Annotated in this window: 4 protein-coding genes and 1 pseudogene; 2 read left to right on the plus strand and 3 right to left on the minus strand. The window is 59.0% G+C overall.

Annotated elements, in window-relative coordinates; translation table 11 throughout:
• Positions 1-48 precede the first annotated feature (48 nt).
• From CAK78_RS10320 to rlmB, 3 genes are read right to left on the minus strand one after another with little or no spacing between them, the layout of a single operon-like run.
• Positions 49-498 carry a GNAT family N-acetyltransferase gene (locus tag CAK78_RS10320; RefSeq protein ID WP_005308863.1) on the minus strand — a complete coding sequence of 150 codons (450 nt, stop codon included), beginning with the start codon at positions 496-498 and terminating at the stop codon, positions 49-51.
• 57 nt (positions 499-555) lie between these two features.
• Positions 556-1,122 (minus strand): Crp/Fnr family transcriptional regulator, encoded by a 567-nt coding sequence (locus CAK78_RS10325; protein WP_005308861.1) that lies wholly within the window; start codon positions 1,120-1,122, stop codon positions 556-558.
• Between the two features lie 10 nt (positions 1,123-1,132).
• Positions 1,133-1,882: a 23S rRNA (guanosine(2251)-2'-O)-methyltransferase RlmB gene (gene rlmB / locus CAK78_RS10330; protein WP_017780253.1), complete on the minus strand. Its 750-nt coding sequence runs from the start codon at positions 1,880-1,882 to the stop codon at positions 1,133-1,135.
• A gap of 734 nt (positions 1,883-2,616) precedes the next feature.
• Here rlmB and CAK78_RS10335 point away from each other — a divergent pair.
• Together CAK78_RS10335 and CAK78_RS10340 are read left to right on the plus strand one after the other, a co-directional pair.
• Positions 2,617-2,994 (plus strand): dsDNA nuclease domain-containing protein, encoded by a 378-nt coding sequence (locus CAK78_RS10335; RefSeq protein WP_254924749.1) that lies wholly within the window; start codon positions 2,617-2,619, stop codon positions 2,992-2,994.
• A gap of 44 nt (positions 2,995-3,038) precedes the next feature.
• Positions 3,039-3,242: pseudogene (locus CAK78_RS10340) on the plus strand (IS5/IS1182 family transposase); the annotation flags it as partial.

The following is a 3,242-nucleotide window of genomic DNA, read 5'->3' on the forward strand; positions in this document are numbered from 1 at the left end:
CTTTACTACCTCAAGACATAATAATTTCATTGTTATGCCTAAAAGGCATTAAGAGGAGCTCATGCCGATGTGGGGGATGTCATCTTCCAGATAGGGTTCACCCACGGCGGTGAAGCCGTGACGGCCGTAGAAGCCCTGCAGGTGCGCCTGCGCCCCCAGATAGATGCTGACCCCGGGCCACAGCCGGGCACACTCCTGCAGCGCCTGCTGCATCAGCCGGTGGCCCAGGCCATCGCCTCTCGCCTCGGGGGCGGTCACCACCCGGCCGATCACCACCTGCTCACTCTTGGCCACACCGGGCGCCATCAGCCTGGCATAGGCCACCAGTGCCCCATCCTGCCAGCCGAGCAGGTGCAGCACGTCGGGGCGCTTGTCGACGCCGTCCAGATCGAGAAAGACGCAAGTCTGCTCCACCACGAAGACCCGGGATCTCAGGGTGAGCAGTTCATAGAGTTCGTTGACGTCGAGTTGTTCGAAAGATTTGAGAGACCAGTTCATGGGGATTCCTTGCTCATGATGAGAAGGGCAGCATAGCCAGCCGCACGCGGGCCGGCATTAACCTTTGTTAAGATCCTTCAGCCGTTTGCGAATGCGGCTCAGGCTGATGGGGGTGATGCCGAGATAGGCGGCGATCTGGTGATCGGGCACCCTGGCCTCCAGCGCGGGAAAACTGCGCAAAAAGTGCTGATAACGGGCCTGCGGGCTCTCGGTCAGCAGCAGCAGCTCCTTCTCCTCCTTGATGCGCAGCTGCACCGCCAGCAGATGCTGATACCAGGCGGGCCAGCAGGAGAGAGTGCGCAGGTCGGCCAGATTGAACAGCAAGAGCCGACAGGGCTCCAGCGCCTCAACGCTGTAGCGGGCCGGCTCCCCACTGAGCAGGTGGTGGAAGTCGAGGAACTCGTCCCCCTCCCAGTAGAACTCCTTGATGTACTCGCGGCCGTCTGCCAGCACCACCTTGGCCCGCAGCAGCCCCTGCTCCACCATCACCAGCAGATCGGGTCGATCGCCGGCATGCCAGAGGCAGGCACGGGGGCTCAGGGTCAGCGGCCGGGCAAAAGAGAGGAGGCGCGCGGCCTCCTGCTCATCCGTGACCCGATCCCGGCAAAACGGGGGTCTGTCCATTCAGCTTGCCTCAGGCACGACGCTGGCGCACGGCTTCGAACAGGCAGACGCCGGTCGCTACCGAGACGTTGAGGCTCGATACCGCCCCCGCCATCGGGATGCTCACCAGCTCGTCGCAGTGCTCGCGGGTGAGGCGACGCATGCCCTTGCCTTCAGCCCCCATCACCAGCGCCATCGGGCCGGTCAGCTTGGCCTGATAGAGGTCGTGATCCGCTTCACCGGCGGTGCCGACCAGCCAGACGCCACGCTCCTGCAGCTCGCGCAGGCTACGGGCCAGGTTGGTAACCTGAATGAGCGGCACCACTTCGGCGGCGCCACAGGCAACCTTGCGCACGATCGGGGTCAGGCCGGTGGCCTTGTCGCGCGGCACGATAACCGCATGCACCCCGGCCGCATCGGCGCTGCGCAGGCAGGCACCCAGGTTGTGCGGATCGGTCACCCCGTCCAGCACCAACAGGAAGGGCTGAGTCTGTTGCTCGGCCAGCTTGTCCAGCAGGCTGGCCAGATCGTGCTCGGCCAGCTTGGGCGCCTCCTTCAGCCGGGCCATGATGCCCTGGTGATTGTTGCCCTCCGCCTTGTCGTCGAGCGTCTTGCGGTTCACGCTCTGCACCTTGAGGCCGAGCGCATCCAGCTCCGCCAGCAGGGGTTGCAGCCGCTCATCGTCGCGGCCCTTGAGGGCCCACACTTCGATGAAACGCTCCGGCTCGCGCTCAAGAAGGGCGGCCACGGCGTGGATGCCGTAAATCAGTTCACTGCTCATGTTCAAGATCCGTGGTGTCGGGTCGCACCCAGTGCGCCCCAAAGAAAAATGGCCCTACCGGCAGCCTGACCACCATGATGCTGGCGTCGTCACCGGTCGCTAAATGATGGCGCATCATACCAGAGAGACCGGTATCTAGGGAGGAGGGCGCTGCTCGGCCAAGCGCCTGCCGCTATATCGAGCCCTTGAGAGGCACATGGCGGCAAGCCAATCATGGCCTGTTAGCCGCTACGCGGTGCTCAAAACGATGAATGTCCCAATTTCAGTTCATTGAAGATCAGCCCTTTCCATGTTGATGTTCGGCTTCAACACGGCTCAGGATGACTAATTTATTGATCTTGCCCAGGAAACCATCATTTCCCACTTCCCTCTCCTACATCGCTCGCTAACATAGCCGTTTGGCAACAGCCTCGTCGGAATCACCCATGGGTCATGCAAGTGCAACATCGTCGGTAAGCTGGTCAAAAGCTGCTGACTGGAGGCTGACATTCAAGCGCGGTAGCCTTGCCTGATGGAATGGATAAGCGAGTGGAGCGACACTGGACATGGTGACGGCCTCATTTTCATTTCTGACCGGTTCACGCGGGCGTGATGAGGCTACGTTTTCCAAGACTGGTCTGTACACTGTTTTTTCATACAGCACTAATGGTGGCGCCACTCAAAAGTGGTGATTGTCCCAACTTCTCTTGTGTAAAAATTTTCAAGATTATCGAAAAATTGTCACGGAACTCACGATGGAATCAAACGATTCAGGCGGTGTAGCCGCCAAGCACGGTTTCCTATTTCAGGATTGCGTAGCCGCTTACCATGTCACCCGAATGCTCCGAGACAAGACTATCCACAGTGTCCGCTGTGAGGTCACAGACGATATCGACATCTTATCCAATGGGCGCGTCGACTTCGTGCAGGTGAAAAGCACAGAAAAAACACGCTGGAACATCTCTGACATCGTCAAAAATTCCAAGGGCGCCGATAAGAAAATAATTCCCTGTAGCTCGATATTGCACAAGTCGATGCAATGCGAGCCAGATGCCGGTTTGTCCTGTAGGTATTTGATTGTCACTGAAGACAAGGTTAACAAAACCCTAGGGAAAGTGCGAACAAGTCCTTGATGTGAGATCATGAACCCCACTTGGCATCAGGGATGAGGTTCAGCATGAGTCACCAGCTCACCTTCGCGGACTGCGAGTTCAATGGCAAACGCCGTAAAACCCGTAAAGAGATATTCTTGGCTCGCATGGAGGCTGTGCTCCCATGGCCAAGGATGCTGGGGGTCATCGAACCCGTCTATCCCAAAGCTGGTAACGGGCGTCGTCCCTACCCACTCGATACCATGCTCCGCATTCACTGTATGCAGCAG

It is taken from the genome of Aeromonas sp. A35_P (genome assembly GCF_002259925.1).
Lineage (GTDB): Bacteria > Pseudomonadota > Gammaproteobacteria > Enterobacterales > Aeromonadaceae > Aeromonas > Aeromonas dhakensis.